The organism is Clostridium sp. 1001271st1 H5 (assembly GCF_005845215.1).
Taxonomy (GTDB): domain Bacteria; phylum Bacillota; class Clostridia; order Lachnospirales; family Lachnospiraceae; genus Enterocloster.
The window spans coordinates 172310-190666 of sequence record NZ_SPHO01000010.1; the positions used below are offsets into that span (position 1 = coordinate 172310).

The 18357-nt window shown below is 52.9% G+C and carries 16 protein-coding genes and 1 tRNA gene; 4 read left to right on the plus strand and 13 right to left on the minus strand.

Features of this window, described 5'->3' with window-relative positions:
• The first annotated feature begins 161 nt into the window (after positions 1-161).
• Together FGS84_RS16580 and FGS84_RS16585 are read left to right on the plus strand one after the other, a co-directional pair.
• Positions 162-1184 (plus strand): 2-keto-3-deoxygluconate permease, encoded by a 1023-nt coding sequence (locus FGS84_RS16580; protein ID WP_138309646.1) that lies wholly within the window; start codon positions 162-164, stop codon positions 1182-1184.
• 39 nt (positions 1185-1223) lie between these two features.
• On the plus strand, positions 1224-2405 hold the full coding sequence (locus FGS84_RS16585; RefSeq protein ID WP_138309647.1) for an amidohydrolase family protein: 1182 nt from the start codon (positions 1224-1226) through the stop codon (positions 2403-2405).
• A gap of 138 nt (positions 2406-2543) precedes the next feature.
• Here the strand turns inward: FGS84_RS16585 and FGS84_RS16590 are convergent, their stop codons facing one another.
• From FGS84_RS16590 to glyA, 4 genes are all read right to left on the minus strand, one after another.
• Positions 2544-3434: an Rpn family recombination-promoting nuclease/putative transposase gene (locus tag FGS84_RS16590; RefSeq protein WP_138309648.1), complete on the minus strand. Its 891-nt coding sequence runs from the start codon at positions 3432-3434 to the stop codon at positions 2544-2546.
• Between the two features lie 339 nt (positions 3435-3773).
• Positions 3774-4919, minus strand: coding sequence for a glycerate kinase (locus tag FGS84_RS16595; protein WP_138309649.1), 1146 nt, complete (start codon positions 4917-4919; stop codon positions 3774-3776).
• A gap of 163 nt (positions 4920-5082) precedes the next feature.
• On the minus strand, positions 5083-6243 hold the full coding sequence (locus tag FGS84_RS16600; RefSeq protein ID WP_138309650.1) for a sugar diacid recognition domain-containing protein: 1161 nt from the start codon (positions 6241-6243) through the stop codon (positions 5083-5085).
• A gap of 141 nt (positions 6244-6384) precedes the next feature.
• A complete protein-coding gene (gene glyA, locus FGS84_RS16605; RefSeq protein ID WP_138309651.1) occupies positions 6385-7632 on the minus strand; it encodes a serine hydroxymethyltransferase in 1248 nt (415 codons plus the stop codon).
• Between the two features lie 270 nt (positions 7633-7902).
• Here glyA and FGS84_RS16610 point away from each other — a divergent pair, with 270 nt between their 5' ends.
• Positions 7903-8253 carry a hypothetical protein gene (locus FGS84_RS16610; protein ID WP_138309652.1) on the plus strand — a complete coding sequence of 117 codons (351 nt, stop codon included), beginning with the start codon at positions 7903-7905 and terminating at the stop codon, positions 8251-8253.
• A gap of 71 nt (positions 8254-8324) precedes the next feature.
• Here the strand turns inward: FGS84_RS16610 and recJ are convergent, their stop codons facing one another.
• Both recJ and brnQ read right to left on the minus strand, forming a co-directional pair.
• Positions 8325-10055, minus strand: coding sequence for a single-stranded-DNA-specific exonuclease RecJ (gene recJ, locus FGS84_RS16615; RefSeq protein ID WP_347563847.1), 1731 nt, complete (start codon positions 10053-10055; stop codon positions 8325-8327).
• A gap of 66 nt (positions 10056-10121) precedes the next feature.
• A complete protein-coding gene (gene brnQ / locus FGS84_RS16620; RefSeq protein WP_138309654.1) occupies positions 10122-11480 on the minus strand; it encodes a branched-chain amino acid transport system II carrier protein in 1359 nt (452 codons plus the stop codon).
• Positions 11481-11705: 225 nt separating this feature from the next.
• On the opposite strand from brnQ, the gene FGS84_RS16625 reads away from it, so the two are divergent.
• Positions 11706-11779, plus strand: a tRNA-Arg gene (locus FGS84_RS16625).
• 273 nt (positions 11780-12052) lie between these two features.
• Here the strand turns inward: FGS84_RS16625 and FGS84_RS16630 are convergent.
• The 7 genes from FGS84_RS16630 to FGS84_RS16660 form a co-directional block, all read right to left on the minus strand.
• Entirely contained in the window at positions 12053-12364 is a 312-nt protein-coding gene (locus tag FGS84_RS16630) for a hypothetical protein (RefSeq protein WP_138309655.1), read from the minus strand.
• Positions 12365-12525: 161 nt separating this feature from the next.
• On the minus strand, positions 12526-13797 hold the full coding sequence (locus FGS84_RS16635; RefSeq protein ID WP_138309656.1) for a dicarboxylate/amino acid:cation symporter: 1272 nt from the start codon (positions 13795-13797) through the stop codon (positions 12526-12528).
• On the minus strand, positions 13787-14677 hold the full coding sequence (gene rfbD, locus FGS84_RS16640) for a dTDP-4-dehydrorhamnose reductase (RefSeq protein WP_138309657.1): 891 nt from the start codon (positions 14675-14677) through the stop codon (positions 13787-13789). Before rfbD ends, FGS84_RS16635 begins: the two co-directional genes overlap by 11 nt.
• 178 nt (positions 14678-14855) lie before the next feature.
• Positions 14856-15758 carry an acetamidase/formamidase family protein gene (locus FGS84_RS16645; RefSeq protein WP_227146459.1) on the minus strand — a complete coding sequence of 301 codons (903 nt, stop codon included), beginning with the start codon at positions 15756-15758 and terminating at the stop codon, positions 14856-14858.
• Positions 15748-16359, minus strand: coding sequence for a (p)ppGpp synthetase (locus FGS84_RS16650; protein ID WP_138309720.1), 612 nt, complete (start codon positions 16357-16359; stop codon positions 15748-15750). Before FGS84_RS16650 ends, FGS84_RS16645 begins: the two co-directional genes overlap by 11 nt.
• Positions 16360-16503: 144 nt before the next feature.
• A complete protein-coding gene (locus FGS84_RS16655; protein ID WP_227146456.1) occupies positions 16504-17262 on the minus strand; it encodes a gamma-glutamyl-gamma-aminobutyrate hydrolase family protein in 759 nt (252 codons plus the stop codon).
• Between the two features lies 1 nt (position 17263).
• Positions 17264-18352 (minus strand): M20/M25/M40 family metallo-hydrolase, encoded by a 1089-nt coding sequence (locus tag FGS84_RS16660; RefSeq protein WP_138309659.1) that lies wholly within the window; start codon positions 18350-18352, stop codon positions 17264-17266.
• Between the last annotated feature and the right edge of the window lie 5 nt (positions 18353-18357).

The following is an 18357-nucleotide window of genomic DNA, read 5'->3' on the forward strand; positions in this document are numbered from 1 at the left end:
AGATAAAATTCATTGCTGTTTTCTCTGCAAATCTTTTTTGGCACGACAATTGCTATTTTAATCAGTCAGCAACATTGCAATGGTATGTGAAAAACAACCAGAGGCTGATGCGGCTCACATGGCCAGTGAGCATGGCAGCCCGCGTAAAGGAGAAGAGATTTATGAGGATATTAGCGACAATGAAGCGTTTTCCGGCAGGAGTGATGGTAATTCCCCTGCTCCTTGGATGTGCAATGAATACCTTTTTCCCAAATGCCCTCACCATAGGCGGTTTTACTTCAGGCCTGTTCAAGAACGGGGTCCCCACCCTGATTGGCCTGTTCCTGTTCTGCAGCGGCGCCACCATTGATGTAAAAATGGCAGGCAGCACTGTATGGAAAGGCGTTGTCCTCACTGCCCTGAAGTTCTTTATTGGTTTTGGCCTGGGACTTCTGCTCAATGCATTATTCGGCGAAGCAGGGTTTCTGGGACTGGCGCCCCTGGCTGTCATCGGTGCCGTGACCAATTCCAACGGCGTTATCTATGCCACCCTGGCAGGAGAGTTCGGAGATGAGACAGATGTTGGCGCAACCTCCATCCTGGCCCTCAACGACGGGCCCTTTTTTACCATGATTGCATTGGGCGCTTCCGGCATGGGCAACTTCCCGGTTACAGACATTATTGCCAGCATCATTCCCATGGTCATTGGATTCATCATAGGCAATCTGGACCACGAGTGGAGAAAAATCCTGGCCACCGGTATGATTCTTCTGCCTCCATTCAATGGTTTTGCCCTGGGTGCAGGCATGAACTTCAGCAATATCCTTAATGCAGGTATTTCCGGTATTATACTGGGCCTCCTTACCGTATTGGCCACCGGACTTCTTACCTTCTTCCTCTACAGCGCCCTGCGCAGGAAGGCTGACCCCATGGGCGCTGCCATCGGCACCACAGCCGGAGTGGCAACCACCACGCCCACGGCCGTTGCCATGGCTGACCCATCCTTCCAGCCCCAGGTGGAAACCGCCACAGCCCAGACAGCTGCCGCTGTTGTAATCACAGCCGTGCTTTGCCCGCTGCTGGTATCCTGGCTGGCCAAGGTATCCCGCAAGTGGAATGAAGCCCACGGCATTGTCGCGGATTCACCGGCCCCAGGACAGGAGGATGGCGAAATCCAGCCGGCTGCAACGGCTGATTTTGATTAGAGAATGAATGATTTTGACAGACGGAGGAAACGTACAGACATGAAACGAACCATATTGAATGCCGGAATGATTTTATGCGGGGAACAGCTCACTCCCATGGGCAAGGGCTCCCTTATCATTGAGAGCGGAATCATCCGGGAAATTCTGCCCCAGGACGCCAGACAGTCCTTATCCATAGACGATTCGGAGGAAATCAGCCTTCCTGACATGACCCTGATGCCGGGCATGATAGAATGCCACAACCACCTGTGCATAGACGCCACTCTGCCGGAACACCTAGAGCTGCTGGCCTGGAGCAATGAATGCCAGCTGACGCTGCTGGCCTTAAAGGGTCTTAAGGACGACCTGATGAGCGGAGTCACCACAGCCCGGTGCATGGGGGATAAGTATTACATAGATGTGACCATGAAGAAACTGATTGAGGAGGGCAGGGTTCACGGCCCCCGCCTTCTGGCGGCAGGCATCGGCATGAAGGGAAGCCACGGAGCGGGCCATATAGGAATGCCTCACTGCGGGCCTGAAGAAATCCGGCATACCTGCCGTGAGAACCTGAAAAAAGGGGCGGACCTGCTGAAGCTTTTCATAACCCCCGGTGTTCCGGACCCAGTCAGCACCTTTGTGCCCAGCTTTCTCAGCCCGGAGGAAATCTCCGCCGCTGTCAGCGAAGGCGCGCGCCTGGGCATCCCCACTGCAGCCCATTGTATCGGCGGCCAGGGCCTGAAGGACTGCATTGACGGCGGTGTGGATGTGATTGAGCACATGTATATGGCTACGGAACAGGACGTGGAACGGCTGGCTGCATCCCGCTGCGTGGTAGACCTGACCTCCGGTATTTTCCTGGACCCCACCCGCGAGGAATTCCTCTCCCCTGCCAATGCCCTGAAGGTAAGGCTGAACCGAAGCCGGGTCCGTGAAAATGTGGCCCGCATCATCAGGGCCCGCCTTCCCTTTGTCCTGGGAACAGACGCGTATCACGGCCTTCTGTACCGTGAGGTAGGATATGCGGTGGAGCTGGGAGCCGACCCCTTAACCGCTATCCAGGGCGTCACCTCCCACGCGGCTAAGGTCTGCCGCATGGAAGACAGAATCGGAAAGCTGGAAACCGGCCTGGAAGCAGATATCATTGCCGTAAAGGGAAATCCCCTGGAGGATGTATCCCGTCTCTCACAGGTGGGGCTGGTAATGAAGGGCGGCTTGATTTTCAGACAGCCTCAGGTGTGACACCGCACAGGTAAGTATTGTTTAAAAGCGCAGTTTCAAGGCACATCCAGTGCCGTTGGAGCTGCGCTTTCAGCCATAAAACACTTACTGCAGGCCAGAACATAAAAAGGACCGCTGTCCGGATGTGAAATGTGCAGCTCAGACAGTCCCCTTATACCGTTCCAGATATTCTCCGGACTTCTCCCGGCTTAAGGAGAACATCCGCATCAGTTTATCCATTATCTGCTCTTCTGTTCTCCCTTCCTCCAGATTATCCAAAACAAAGACCCTTATGCCCTCTTCAAGGCCGGCCTCCATTCCCACTTCTATTCCCTCCGCTTTTGCATCCTGAAGCTGATACATCCGTTCTTCCCATTCCTGCATATATCTCACTCCAATCTCTTCACTGACTTTGACCTGGCTGACCCGCCTGTGCAGTTCCTTAATCCGCGGACTGCTGCTTCCGGCTGCCTCCGTTTCAGAGGTGTGTTCTATGTAATGAAGCAGGTCTATCAGCTCACTACTCACTCCCTCCGGCACAGTGCCATGGGTATTGAGAAATATTCTGGTCGCCCCGTCTTCCAGAAACAGGCCTCTTTCCTCCTGGCATTCCATCCGGAAGGTATATCTGTACCTTCCATACCCCCATAAATCAAAGGGCATAATGGTGATAAGGCAGGAAGGCTGCATCCGGTTAAAATCAATCTCACCGGGGGCCAGCAGGGAACTGTCAATCAATGCCTGATAAAACCGGCTTCTCTTAATCAGGTTCCCGGTATTCTTTTTCTGAACTTCTGCATTGTAGATACGGCTTTCCTCATCCACTGAATATACATCCAGGCGTATGGAACGCAACCAGGGAACTGTCCGCATTTCCCTTTCTGCCTGTGGTTGTTCCGCCAGATGAATTTCCCCGCCAAGTATGATGGAAAGGACCAGTTCCATTGTCTCACGGTCCTCCATGACACATGCAAATAAAAAACGGTCCAGCAGGGTCAGGTCTGCCAGGGGTTTCATGACAGCTCTGTCCGGGTCATTCATTTTTTTCATCCTGTTCTCCTTTTATTATACAAAACCTTTACCGGCGTTGCAAGAAAATACACCCATCACATCAAATCTAAATCACATATACATAAAACCACCGCCTGACATTGCAAAAAACATTCAACCGCATAACCCGGGGATACAAGGGAGAAACTCCCAGCAGAACATCTTGGACAGAACGTCCTTAAGATTCATATATATAAAATAGCACTTACTGCCGTTTAAGTCAATTATGTGAAAATAAATCATGTAAAAATAACACAACGCAAAAACTGCTGCCTGAAATGAATCCCCGCAATAACGAATCCATCCCAGACAGCAGCACACGGTCACCCTTGCCTGAATTTATTTCTTCCCCAGGCTCATGCCGGCCTTCAGCATTCTGAATGTACGGTCCGCAGCACTGATGTACAGCTCCTCTGCCCGCTCCAAGGCTTCCTCAATATCCATGGCGCCGTTTATCGTGGTTATGATACTGTCAATGCCGTAATCAAAAATTGTCTCAGCCTTGTCGCCCATGCCGCCCACAATGGCCGCTACCGGGATACCTCTCTCCCTGCAGCGCCTGCCGATTCCGCTGGGCACCTTTCCAAAGGCAGACTGCCAGTCCATCCTTCCTTCGCCGGTAATCACCAGGTCCACGCCCTCCAGGAGACTGTCAAAATGCACCAAATCCAGCACTGTATCAATACCGGATTTCAGATTGGCCTTCAGAAATACACAGAACGCCGCCCCTAATCCACCGGCCGCGCCCGCGCCGGGAATCTTATCCACATCCACGCCCAGCTTTTCCTTAAGCAGCGCTGCATAGCGCACCATTCCGCCCTCTAACACATCCAGAATTTCCGGGGTCCCTCCCTTCTGCTTTCCAAATGTATAGGTAGCTCCATCCGGTCCTGTAAGGGGGTTGGTCACATCACACATGACGGTAAACCTGGCCTGGGCCACTGCCGGATGAATCCGGCTCACATCGATGTCAGCCACCCTGGTCAAATCCCGGCCCCTGCCCTCCAGCTCATTTCCCTGGTCATCCAGAAATCTTACGCCCAGGGCGCGCATGGCTCCCATGCCGCCGTCATTGGTAGCGCTGCCCCCAATGGCAATGGAAATCTTCCTGTATCCACGGTCCAGGGCATCCTTAATCAATTCTCCCGTGCCGTATGTGGTGGTGTTCAGGGGATTGCGCTTGTCCGCAGGCACCATGGGAAGGCCGGAAGCAGCTGCCATCTCAATAATGGCAGAGTCCCCTTCAAACTCCCCGTAAAAGGACTGCTGGTCCTCCATCAGAGGACCATGGACCGTCAGCCTGCGGTATGTACCGTTTAATGCAGAAATCACGGCGTCAATGGTCCCCTCCCCGCCGTCAGCCACAGGAACTCCGGCTGTCTCACAGCCGGGAAATATGCGTCCTGCCGCCTCTTCCAACAGCTGTGTAATACGTTCTGATGACAAGGTCCCCTTAAATGAATCTGATGCAAATAAAAACTTCATGGTTCCGCCTCCCAATCGCAATTGATTTTCTTACATCTATTGTACTGTTTCGGGACCTCCGCGTCAATGTTCTGCAAAACACATATTTACTACTTTAATTATTCCACAGCACAATCCCATTTTACCATGGACTGCCACCCATTCCGTCTCCTGATTCCCCATCCTAATCCTGCATCATTTCCTTCACATCACGAAAAAATACCAGCGCCATATAAAACACCGCTGCCTGACTCAGTACGCGCACATCATAGCCTGTCAGCTCCTCCAGTTTTCTGAGCTTATAGGTCAGTGTATTCTTGTGGATGTGCATGGCATCCGAGGCAGCCTTCAGGGAACCCTCGGCGCCAAAATACGCCTCCAGAAGTCCCATCCACTGGCACAGCTCTTCATAACCGCAGTTCTTAAATACCTTGCGCAGGTACTCTGCCTTCACGCTGTCGGCCACATCCTCCGTAAACAGCTCCAGGGTAACGCTGTCATAGGTCATAATGTCCCGTTTGGACATACCGGCCGAGCGCCATGCCTTGTTGGCCTGGCCGTAGGCCACATGAATATCCCTGGCCCTGCCGTCGATTCCCATAACCAGCCCTATGCCGAATTTCTTCTGCACGCAGGAACGTATGCGGCCGGCCAGCTGTTCCATATGGCGGTCGGAAGCCCCCTGAACCAGAAATATCTGCCGGCCCGCATTCCGGAACACCAGACACCCTGCCCCTGCCAGGGAAACAGCTTCCCCCTCCGCCTGCTCCAGCAGCTTCTGGCCTGAAGCAGTGGATGCATACTCCTGGAAGTTCCTGACGCCTGCCACCATGACCCTTCTGGGAACCGAAATGTCGATTCCCAGGGCAAATCCTCTCTCCTCCAGTATCCTTGGCTGAAGCAGCCCGCTTCCGAGAACCCAGTCTTCCAGGAACCGGTTCAGCACACGCTGTCCCATACGGCGCTCATCCTGCTCCGCATTTTCCCGAATCAGGATTTCCACCATCTTCTTCACAATCTGGCCATAGCCAGCCACTTCCTCATACCGGCCTGTGATGCCGATAACGCCTGCAATGCTTCCGGCCTGGTACACCGGCAGGTTCAGTCCCGGACGGGAGGTAAAGGTAGCCTCCTCCTCCCTTACATACAGCTCATCCAGATGTTCCCTGATGATTCTCCTGGCCCCCTCATGCAGGGTGCCGATGCGTTCCGGGTCCGTACTTGCTATGACACAGCCTTCCGGGTCCATCATATTGATATGCTGTCCCACAATGGCCCCCACTTCCTCCACAATGGCCTGGGCGCCCTGCTGCGAGAGCCTCAGCATCCGCTCTGTCTGTTCCATACATTCCACCTGCCTTAGCCGTCCGGCCCGCACTGCTGCCGGCATATTTCAAAAAGGGGCTGCGGTACGCCAACCCGGCGCCGCAGCTCCCCTTATTAGCCTTGTCTCCCCGAGACTCTGTTCAGCGTATTCTCCCAGGCCTTACCGGTAAATGGGGTATCTGTCACAGAGCTTTGTCACTTCATCCCTGATGTAATCCGCTTTATTCTCAAAATCCGTGGCTGCCAGCCAGATGCATTCGGCAATCTTCGGCATGTCCTCCTCCTTAAGTCCCCTGGTGGTGATGGCCGGTGTTCCGATGCGCACGCCCGAGGTAACAAAGGGGCTTCTGGGGTCATTGGGAACCGTGTTTTTATTCAGGGTAATATAAACCTCATCGCAGCGGTTCTGCAGCTCCTTGCCCGACACCTCCATACCCCGCAGGTCAACCAGCATCAGATGGTTGTCCGTGCCGTCCGTAAGGAGTTTGAAGCCCTGCTTTTTAAGGGCCGCGGCAAGCGCCTTTGCATTAGCCGTCACCTGATGCTGGTACGCCTTAAACGAAGGCTTTAATGCCTCTCCGAAACACACTGCTTTTCCTGCAATCACATGTTCCAGCGGCCCGCCCTGGGTTCCCGGGAAAATGGCCTTGTTGAAATTAAATTTCTCGGCTGCTTCTTTATTCGCCAGAATCATGCCGCCCCTTGGTCCTCTCAATGTCTTGTGGGTGGTGGTGGTCACCACGTCCGCATAGGGAATGGGGCTGGGATGTTCGCCTGCTGCCACCAGGCCTGCGATATGGGCCATATCAACCATGAGATACGCTCCAACTTCGTCAGCGATTTCACGAAACCGTTTGAAATCAATGGTCCGGGCATAGGCGCTGGCGCCTGCTATTATAAGCTTTGGCCTGGCTTCCTTTGCAATCCGCTCCAGCTCATCATAGTCGATGAAGCCCTGGTCATTAACCCCATAAGGTACGATATTAAAGTAAAGGCCGGAAAAGTTCACCGGGCTTCCGTGGGTCAGATGGCCGCCATGGTCCAGATTCATACCCATGACCGTGTCCCCTGCCTTCAGCATGGCCACAAACACCGCCATATTAGCCTGGGCGCCTGAATGAGGCTGGACATTGGCGTAATCGCAGCCAAACAGCTTCTTGGCCCGCTCTATGGCCAGGGTTTCCACCACGTCCACGCACTGGCAGCCGCCGTAATAGCGTTTTCCTGAGTAACCTTCCGCATACTTATTGGTGAGAACCGTTCCCATAGCCATCATAACGGGCTCCGACACAATATTCTCAGATGCGATTAGTTCCAGGTTACGTCTCTGGCGCGCACATTCGGCCTGGATGGCCTCGCCCACTTCCTTGTCATATCCGGTAATAAAATCCATTACTTCATTAACCATTATCTTACCTCTTCCTTTCGCAATGACAGCCTTTTTCTGCTGATTATAACCTATATAATAGCAAATTGCAAGACATATGGCAGGGCCGTTTCCTCTTTGTCTGTTTATTTTTTATCATTGTTTTTCTTAAGAAATTCATAATAATTGTAGCACTTTCTTTAAACTTTAGACACAATTCGGACACAATTATAGGATATTATCAAACTCGTTCCAAAAAAAATTTGTGTTTGGAAAGTCTCACCGGGAGGCTTTCAGAGGAGGAAAACTATTATGAAGAAGACCATCGCAAAATCCATGACCGCTATTATGGCTGCAGCTATGATTGCAGGAAGCCTGACCGCCTGCGGCGGCAGCGACAACAAGGCTGAGACCACTACTGCTGTAGAAACCACAGTAGAGGCTTCTGAGTCTGCTGAGGAGACCACTGCTGAGGCCGAGGAAACAACTGAGGCCGCTGAGGCTGAGGAGTCCACCGAGGCTGCTGACGCTGAGGAGTCCACCGAAGCTGCTGATGCAGAAGAGTCCAGCGAAGCTGAGGAGACTGAGGCTTCCAAGGAAGAGGCTGCTGACGAGGCCAATGCTGAAGTTGTTGAGGAAACAACTGAGGCTGCTCAGAACTAATCTTCTTTCACCCAAAAGGGTGCTGTCCGCTGCGGCAGCACCCTCTCTTTATTTTCCCTTTTAGTATCGGCTTAATGAAATTTCCAGTTCTTCACCACAATCTGAAGATTCCGGCTGCCGTTATACTCATTCACTCCCGGATAGTAGATAATGTCCATAACACGGCGGTCACCCTTTTCCTCCATGAACAAATCCCCTTCCGTAAATATTACGCCGTCCATGGCTGTTCCCCGTTCATTCACAAGGCTCACCCGCACCACGTTCCGGTTCCGTCCCATGACCCTGGCACTGCGTATGAACAGACCCTTCTGGGCAAATTGTGGTTTCTCATTTCCCTGGCCATACGGTTCCAACAGTTCCAATTCCTCTATAAACGGTTCTGTTATGTATTCAAAAGGCATGGCCACATCTATCCACACCTTTGGTATGAAGTCCTCTTCGGTCAGCCATTCCCGGGCGTTTTCGTTGAGACGGCGCCGGAATTCGTCCACATCCTTTTCCTCCAGTGAAAATCCGGCCGCCATGGGATGGCCCCCAAACTTCAGCAGCAGGTCCTGTACCTCCACCAGGGACTGGAACATGTGGTATGCTTCTATGGAACGTCCTGACCCCTTGACACAGCCCTCGGCCCGTGTAAGCACGTAGGAGGGCTTATTGTACCGCTCCCTGAGGCGTCCCGCCACAATGCCGGCCAGGGATTCGTGGCAGTCCGGCAGAAACACCACCAGCACCTTATCATCGCTGTATCTTTCATCCACCATAGCAGCAGCCTGTTCAATGCCCTCCTGGGTCATATCCTTGCGCTGGTCATTGAGGGCCTTTAATTCCTCTGCCATCCGGTCCGCCTCAGACTCATCCCCGCACAGAAGAAGCCCCAGGGCTATCTTTGCCGTCTGGAGCCGTCCGCTGGCATTCAGGCAGGGGCCGATGACAAAGCCAATGTGATAGGCCGTGATTGCCCCTGCCTGGAGATTATTTTTCTCAATCAGCTTGCGCAGACCCAGGTTGGACGTATGTCCCAGCCTGGAAAGCCCCTCTTTCACAATGATGCGGTTCTCTCCCTGAAGCTTCATCACATCCCCTACCGTGGCAATGGCTGCAATTTCCAGCAGATTCAGCCACTCTTCCCTGGGAATATGGTGGACCTCATAAAGCACCTGTACCAGCTTATAAGCCACCATGCCGCCGCATATATCCGGAAATGGGTAAAGGCTGTCCCTTCGCTTTGGATTGACAATGGCATCTGCAGGCGGCAGTATCTCCCTGCTCTCCGGCATCTCCCCGGCTGCCGCTGTCTCTCCGGCCTCAGTCAGTATATCGTGATGGTCCGTCACTATCACGGTCATCCCCAGCTCCTTGGCCCTGGCTATCTGGCTGATAGCGGCAATTCCGTTGTCACAGGTAAGGATGGTATCAATTCCATCCTCTGCCGCTGCCTCTATAATCAGTTCATTGATGCCGTATCCGTCCTTAATGCGGTCCGGAATTTCATAATCCACATCGGCCCCAATCCTCTTTAAGGCGCGGTAGAGCAGATAAGTGGAGCACACTCCGTCTATATCATAATCCCCTACAATCCGTATGCGCCTGCCGTCAAGCACCTTCTGTCCAAGCATTTCCACTGCCCGGTCCATGTCCGGCAGCAGGTGCGGATTGTGAAGCTGCTCCACGGAACCGTGAAGATACCGCCCTATGTCTTCCATGTCCTCCAGACCCCGGTTGCGTATAATTCTGGCTGTAACCGGGCTGATGTGGTATTTCTCCGCGATTTTATTAAAATCCGCCTTCTTAGCATATAACATCCATCTGGCTTCTGTCATTCTCTCGTCCTGTCCTTGTCTGTCTTTATCTTCTTTATCTGTCCTTATTTATTCTTCCTGTTCTCCCATAGCTGAGGAATAAATGATACCGGCTGCCATTCCCACAAACGCCGGCACAATCCATCCCAGACCTGCTCCGTATCCAGGCAAGAACGTAGTTGCCTGGGTTAGAAAGGGAATCACGAATTTGCTCTGTTCCAGGGCATATACCACGCTGACCGCCCCTGTAAACAGGATGGCCCAGGGATACATAGCCGGCCACCGCCTTGTCAGCGGTCCCATAAACGCCAGCACAATCAGCACAATGGCAATTGGGTAAATGGCGTCCAGGACCGGCACTGACACGGCCAATATTTTATTAAGTCCTGCGCTGGATATAATCAGGCTAATCAGGGCAAACAGAAATACCCATACTCTATAGCTGATAACCGGTATAATGGAATTAAAATACTGGCTGCAGCAGCTGAGAAGCCCCACGCAGGTATTAAAACAGGCTATGAGGAAAATAAGCCCCAGTATCATCATACCGGCATTTCCAAAGAGGTTTCCCGCAACATAGGTCAGTATCCTTGCCCCATTATCCATGCTGCCCGCCGCTGTCCCCGCAGGAGCGCCGATATGGGCCAGGGCCGCATAAATCAGGGCCAGAAGAATGCCTGCTATGATTCCTGCCTTAATGGTTTCCCTGACAACCGCACCTTCCTGCTCCACTCCCTTTGCCCGGATATTAATGGCAATGATGATTCCAAAATTCAGGGCCGCAATGGTATCCATGGTCTGGTATCCTTCCAGGAATCCCGCCACAACGGGACCCGACTCATAGACAGCTCCCGGTACCCCGTAATGACCCATGGGCCACACCAGGCATCCGATGAAAATGACGCCGATGAGCACCAGAAGTGTGGGACACAGTATCTTTCCCAGCCGGTCCGTCAGCTTATCCGGCCTGAACGCCACTGCCATGGCAGCCGTAAAAAACACCACGGAATATCCGAACTGCGCCATGGTCTGGACCGTGAGCCCGGTAAGCCTTACCGTACTTTTCAGTGAAACTCCCAATTGTTCAAGAACCGGAAACACTGTCATCTCAAAAGAAGTGCTGGAGGTCCTGGGAATAGCCAGGCACGGGCCTATGGAAAGGTAGATAAGAAGGGTAAACAGGAAAGCAAACCCAGGGTGCACTCTGCCCGCCAGCCTGGTCAGGCCGCCGGAAAGAGCAACTGCAGCCACGCCCAAAACAGGCAGTCCCACTGCACTGAGCAGAAACCCCGACATGGCCCTCCAGGTCATGACACCTGCCTGAGCGCCTAGAAAAGGCGGGAAAATTAAATTCCCCGCGCCAAAAAACATGGAAAATAATGTAAATCCCACAAGCAGAAGATTCTGCTTCGACAATTTCTGCTTCATAATTTTATCCCCGCTCAATACAAAATAAGAGATAAGAATCAGACATCCCCGCTCTTTCTTACCTCTGCTTGTAACATAATACCACAAAATGCGACATCTTTCAAGGTAGTTACATACTTGTGAAATGAACTATTTAAAAATATTTTTAAAAACCCATTGACATTTCTTCCAGGACAAGATATAATAGCTCTTGCGCTGTTAGAGATACAAATCAAACAGCAGCATGCGTCAGTAGCTCAGCTGGATAGAGCATACGGCTACGGACCGTAGTGTCGGGAGTTCGAATCTTCTCTGGCGCATGAAGAAAACCTCGCAGGTATAAGCCTTGCGGGGTTTTTTTGTTTTTCCAAAGCAGGGGTAAAATCCAGCTGTCCTTCTCTCTGTTCACCGGAAAAACAAATCCTCCTTCCGCCCAATTTCTCCGGCTTGTAGAACATTACTATGATTGAGTAAGTCAGGGCGCTGTTGCAGCGCCCTTCTTAACATCTGCCACCCCAATTAATGCGCATAAATAATACCCGGAAAGAGGTTCTTCCTAACTTCAAAGGTTTCACAAGACAAAAGGACAACCGTCACTGATTGTCCTCCATCACCTCTCTCACCTTCTCCAGCATCACCGGCGTCAGCTTGAGAATCCGCTGCTTCTTAGACACCTTCTCCACAGCATCCTCAAAGCTCATGCCGTTCCCGGCCGTCATGGCATCCTTCACCAGGATATAGTAAAGCATAACCGCCTTTTTGTCTTCCTTTGGAAGCTTCTCCTTAAGCTGCTGCTCCACAGCCGCCTTCTGCGCTGTTCCTCCCGGAAAAATGCGGTGCATATATTCCCGTTCCTCCTGCTCCCGCTCCTCCTTGCTCTTAATCTCAAATCCGAATATATTCATATTCCCCTCCTGCACGCTCACACCAATATCTGGATATAGTACAAGTATAAAATCCAGAGGGTGGTACGTCAAGAAGTTTCTCATCATCCCTGTCACATCTGCCCCATCGCAGCACCCTGCAACAGCGCTCTGTCACATCTGTCCAATCACAGCCTGCCCGTTCATCCAGTCTCCATATCATCAAACACAGCCCTGTCCACGCCTCCATCCTGGAATGCAACCACTGTGGTGCACACTGCGTCCCCGGTAATATTGACGGCCGTCCTGCTCATATCCAATATGCGGTCAATTCCCATAATCAGGGCTATGGCTTCCACCGGCAGGCCCACGGAGGCAAATACCATGGAAAGGGTAATCAATCCCACTCCCGGCACGCCGGCTGTTCCCACGGAAGCCAGGGTAGCGGTCAGTATGACCGTCAGATAATCCGCCACAGACAGCTGAATACCAAAGGCCTGGGATGCGAACACCACGGCCACTCCCTGCATAATGGCCGTCCCGTCCATGTTGATGGTGGCTCCCAGCGGTATGGTAAAGGAAGAAATGCGCCGTGACACCCCCATCTTTCTGTGGAGGGTATCAATGGACATGGGAATGGTTGCATTGGAGGTTGCCGTGGAAAAGGCAAAGCCCATGACAGGCAGGAATTTCCTGAGGAACTTAACAGGGCTGAGTCCTGTAAATCCCTTTAGAATTGCCATGTAGACCACCAGCCCCTGTATGGCCAGGGCTGTCATCACTCCTGCCATGTATTTAAGCAGGGGCAGGAAGGCGTCAAATCCAATACCGGAAAATGTCCTGGCAGTCAGACAGAACACACCATAGGGAGCCAGCTTCATGACCATGACCGTCATCTGCATCATCACATCATTAAACTGGCTGAACAGGTTTCCCACTGTCTCTGCTGCTTCACCTAAGCCGGCCAGAATGATTCCCACAACCAGCGCAAAGAGGATAATGGACAGCATGTCCCCATCCGCCAGCGCCCTTACCGGATTCACCGGAATAACGGCCAAAAGGGTGTCCGCCAGCCCCTCCTTCTCACCGATTGCCACCTGGGCTGTTTCTATGGAGGAAAGGTCCAGTCCGGCTCCCGGATTGATGACATTGGCAGTCAGTATGGCTGCGGTAATGGCCAGCGCAGTGGTTGCCAGATAAAATCCCAGGGTCTTTATTCCGATTTTTCCCAGTTTCTTTGTGTCTCCCATGGACATGCTGCCGCATACAAGGGAACAGAATACCAGGGGAACTACCAGCATCTGCATCAGCCGCAGGAACCCGTTTCCCACAAGGTAGAAGATGCCGTCTATGAGCAGGCCGTCCCGGACAGGCCCCTGGGATACTGCATAGTGGAGCAGTATGCCTGTGGCTGCTCCCAGTGCAAGCCCAATGAAAATAGCGGTGGTAAGGCCCGGCCTTTTCCTACCTTCCATAGCCGATACCGTCCTTTCCCGCCTTTGCGTTCCTGCCCTTTTGCAGTCCCTCCATGTAGGCCTCCAGCATATCCTTCCAGTGGGGCAGAAGGCTCATGCCGGATATGCGCAGCATCATATTGTCCAGTACGCTGTAAGAGGGCCTCATGGAGCTCAGGGTATCCTCATCGGCATTCACCGGCTCCACAGGAACCTGGAAGCCCGCAAGCCTGACAGCCTCCTTTGCCAGTTCATAGCGGCTGCACCATCCCTGGCCCGTCACATGGTACAATCCGTCCTCCCCGTACTCCATCAGCTCTATGACCTTGGCCGCCAGACTGTCGGCACCTGTAGGGGACGCCATCTGGTCCCTGGCAGCCCTGATGGTCCTGCCCTGTCTGGCCATATCGAGAATCCGTTCCAGGTAGGGGCTTCCGTCTCCAAATATCCAGGAACTCCGAACAATGATATGACGGCTGCTGAACTCCCTTACAAAATTCTCCCCTGCCATCTTTGACTTGCCGTACACGGTCCGCGGGGAGACCGGGTCAAACTCTGTATAAGGAACCTGGCTCTCCCCGTCAAACACATCATCCGTGGACATCTGGACCAGCCTGGCCTTACCCATTCTGGCGGCAACACTCAGATTCCTGGCCCCCAGGGCATTTACCCGGTACGCCTCCTCCGGACACTCCTGGCAGACAGCCACATCGGTCAGTCCGGCGCAGTTTACAATATAATGGGGCCTGTTGATGTGGGCATATTCCATCACAGCCTCTGAATCCGTGATATCCACCGAGTCCGCGTCCGTCAAAAGCAGCTCCACGGGCCTGGATGCCAGAATATCCGTCATCTTCCTGCCGACCCGTCCGCCGGCTCCGCATATCCATATTTTCCGCATCCTGTACCATCCTTCCATGCATATAAATGATTACACTTTTTCCATAAATACACATGTAGTATCTGCAAATACACGTTGTTCATACGTCCGCAGGCACAGATGCCGGCAATTCACCGCACCAAAAAAGCCCGGGCATAAAATACCCGGACCATTCTGTATTCCGCATGACAGGCCAAGCTTAAAACAGCTTCTTAAGCACCGTTTTCTTCATCTCCATACGCACCGTGCGTTTGGGGTCCACCACCTGGCAGAACTGGAGATTGCCCATGGCGCTGAGAAGCATCCCGGCATCCTCCAGGCCCATGCCCAGTTCCCTCATAAGAATTTCCGTCATGGCCTTAACCGCCGTATGGATGGCAGTCTCCACGTTCTCATGGGAGGCAATGGTATAGCAGGCCTGGCTGTCCTCCAGCATGGGATTTACGATGGAAACGCCTTTCAGGACCTCCAGGGTCACAGTCACCTCTGCCGGAATCTCCAGCCCGGTTACCATGATTTCTCCATCTCCCATACAGGCATGGACATCCCCCATGGACAGAAGGGCTCCCTCATGAAACACCGGCAGGTACAGGGTGGCTCCTGCCTTGATTTTGGTGTTGTCCATGTTTCCGCCGTGGCTTCCCGGCTCTCCGCAGGGAATCTCCCCATGGGCAGGGGCCACGCCAATCACGCCAATCATGGGAGCGCAGGGTATCCCTATGTCCTGGTTAAACCAGGCCACTCCGTCCCTGACAGGAATCCGCTTTACCTTTCCGCCGGATATGCAGTCCCCCAGTACCCCGTTGTCCGGTATGGCAGCCATGGTTCCCCAGGATGCCACCCGGATGTCCTCAATCTTAACCTTCAGCACATCCCCCGGCATGGCTCCTTCCACATAGACAGGTCCGGTGGCCGGATTGATGCAGTCCCAGTTCAGGCTGTCCAGGCCGGCCCCCTCCTCCATAAACTGGTTGTCAAAACAATCCTTTGTGACAAATATGACTGTTTCATGATTGTCCACCCTGCAAACCGGGACGGCTGACGATGACATGGCGAATACGGTCTTCCCCTCCACCTTCCTAACCGCCTTCTTAACCTCCATCTTCCCTTCTCCTTTCATTGTGTGTCTCAAACTCCCCTTCTATCTCCTCCAGTATCCGGGCATAGCGGCAGAAATCCCGTTCCAGCTGCTCCTTGTTCCTGGGCTGCTTTTTATAGCATACCCGGTGCTCCATACTGGCCCAGAAATCCATGGCCATGGTCCGCAGCTGCACCTCCACAGGAAAATATTCCATGGTGTCCAGGAAATACACCGGTATTCCCAGCACAATGTGATAACTCCTGTACCCGTTGGGCTTGGCATTCCGGATGTAATCTTTTTCCTTGATGACCACCAGGTCCGACTGTTTCTTAAGCGCTGCCGCCAGGTTATAGATGTCCTCCACAAAATAGCAGATAATCCGCAGTCCTGCTATATCCTGAAGCTGGTTCCTGGCATTGGAAACCCCTGACGTAAATCCCAGACGGGCCAGTTTTGATTCCATGCTCTTTTTTTCTTTTATACGGCCCTGGATATTGTGTATGGGACCGGCGGCAGACCTGTCCCCGTAAAGACTGTGATTGAGGATTTCCAGCCGGGTATTAAGTACCCGGCCGGCATCCTCGTAGGGCTTTATCAAATCATAATACTGCTCATTTGTCATCACACGGACCCCCGCATTTTATCTCAGGCAGACTGCCGCAGCCGGCAGCTTCCATTTCTATTCAGCATACAGATAAATTGTGAGCATTCTGTGATTGTTTTCTATAGAAATTCTAAAGTCCCCAAAATTTTAACTCCTGGGCCATTATGCATTCTTAGCCTTTCTCTCCATAGCCCTGTCACACAAATCCAAAAACAGGCGGTTCATATCAGGGGCGGACACAAGGAGGCTTTCGGGGTGCCACTGTACGCCTACAATCATCCCCTCCTCATCCTCTATGGCCTCAATAACCCCGTCATTTGCATATGCGGAAGCCCTGAGCCCCTTTCCCAGCTCCTTCACCGACTGATGGTGCATGGAATTGGTCATGCAGATACCGCTTCCCAGAAGCCTTGACAGCCTGGTTCCCTCTTCCACCCGTATCTGGTGGGTCAGGTAATCCCGCCTGCCAAGCTGCAGGTGCCTGATGCAGTCAGGTCCCTTAAGGGAAAGGTCCTGATACAGGGAACCTCCCATAAGCACGTTAAGCAGCTGGTTTCCCTTGCAGATTCCCAGCATGGGCTTATTGTGCTCCAGGGCGTAACGTCCCGCCCTCATAAGAGCCTCGTCAATCTCAGGCTTATATACCTGGATAGCCGGATGAGGGTCCTCCCCATAATAGGAAGGTGTCATGTCCTCCCCTCCCGGAAACAGGACTGCGTCGCAGATTCCCATGATTTCCTCTGTCTGCTCCATAACGGCAGACGCCGGCAGAATCACAGGGATACCCCCATTCTTCATGACGGCATCCACATAATAGCTGTTCTGATAGGCCCTCTCCATGCTGTCAAACAAGCCTGGCTGGGTCATGTATGTATTTCCCATAATACCGATAACCGGACGCTCCATTTTCTGCACCTCCATCCTACAGTATATCCTGGCGCAGGATATGGCGGATGCGTTCTGCATCCAGACCCTTGATTACCTGGGCCGCCAGCTCGGTGGCTGCCTCCAGGTCATCCTTTGCACAGAAATTATAATGGGAATGCACATATCTGGACGGCACGCCCAGCACAAGAACCGGAACCGCCTTTCCGATAAGGCTGATTCTGCCCGCATTGGTGCTGCCTCCCCGCCTTACCGCCTCCTGGTACCGGATACCGAATTTATCAGCCAGCTCCATGGCATATTCCATGAACACAGGATTGGATATGTAGCTCTTGTCCATACGGCGAATCTGAACGCCGCTCTTCATCCTTCCCTGGGCCTGGGTAGCGGAAAAGAAAAAGTCGTCTGAGGGAGAACCCTCGAACAGAATGGCCAAATCCGGCTTCACCACCTGGGTGGTGACGGTGGCGCCTCTCATACCCACTTCCTCCTGGGATGCAAATGCGCCCACCACATCCACGGCCAGCTCATTCCTGCTGTCATAAACCTTATTCATGGTATCTACGATGCAGGCGCATCCGGCCCTGTTGTCAAACGCCTTTCCAAAGCAGAGCCCGTGTTCCTCATCATAGGAAAAGGACACCTCCGGCACCATGGGGTCTCCGATGGATACCCCAAAATCCTCCTCCGCTTCCCTGCGGCTGGTTGCCCCAATGTCCACATACAGGTTTTCAATGCACAGCTCCAGGGAATTCCGTTCTTTGTCAGTCATGAAATGCACCGGCTTTGACATGATAATGCCCCTGACTTTCCTTCCGCCCCTTGTCCTTATAATGACCGTGTGGGCAGGAAGGTTGGTCAGATGAAATCCTCCCAGCATGAGAATACCCAGGCAGCCATTGTCATGGATGCACTGCACCATGAAGCCGCACTCGTCCAGATGGGCGTCCAGCTGCACCACGGGCTTGTCCCCGGTTTTGCCCGGCATGCGCACATACAGGTTGTTCATGGCGTCATTTTCCACCTGGTAGTTACCGCAGTAACCAGCCACGGTGCGCACCACCTCCTCCTCAAACCCGCTGGGACCAAAGGCGTCTGATATCTTTCCAAACATTTCTATATCCATTGCTG